This is a genomic window from bacterium (assembly GCA_026414725.1).
Classification (GTDB): Bacteria; Ratteibacteria; UBA8468; order B48-G9; family JAFGKM01; genus JAAYXZ01.
The window spans coordinates 1-295 of the sequence record JAOAIL010000067.1 but is presented as its reverse complement, the minus strand read 5'-3'; the positions used below and the strand labels follow the sequence as shown (position 1 = coordinate 295).

Sequence of the window (295 nt, the reverse complement as noted above, 5' to 3'; positions counted from 1 at the left end):
GTCTTACGGATATGATTTTACCCTTTCTGAGGATTTCTTGATATTTAAAGGGAAATTTACCTCTCCCAAAAAGATAAATGAAAATGATTTTATGAATTTTAAAGGTAAGACATGTAAAATACCTCCCAATAGTTTTATCTTGGGTAGAAGTGTAGAATACTTTAGAATTCCAAGAGATGTGATAGGATTATGTTTTGGGAAATCAACATATGCTAGGTGTGGAATAGTTATAAATGTTACACCCCTTGAACCAGAATGGGAAGGATATATAACAATTCAAATAGCAAATTTAACA

General features: G+C 30.8%; 1 protein-coding gene. It reads left to right on the top strand.

What is annotated here, in order from left to right:
* Positions 1-37 precede the first annotated feature (37 nt).
* Positions 38-295 (top strand): dCTP deaminase (locus N3D17_07895; protein MCX8083284.1); only part of this gene is annotated, 258 nt, incomplete at its 3' end.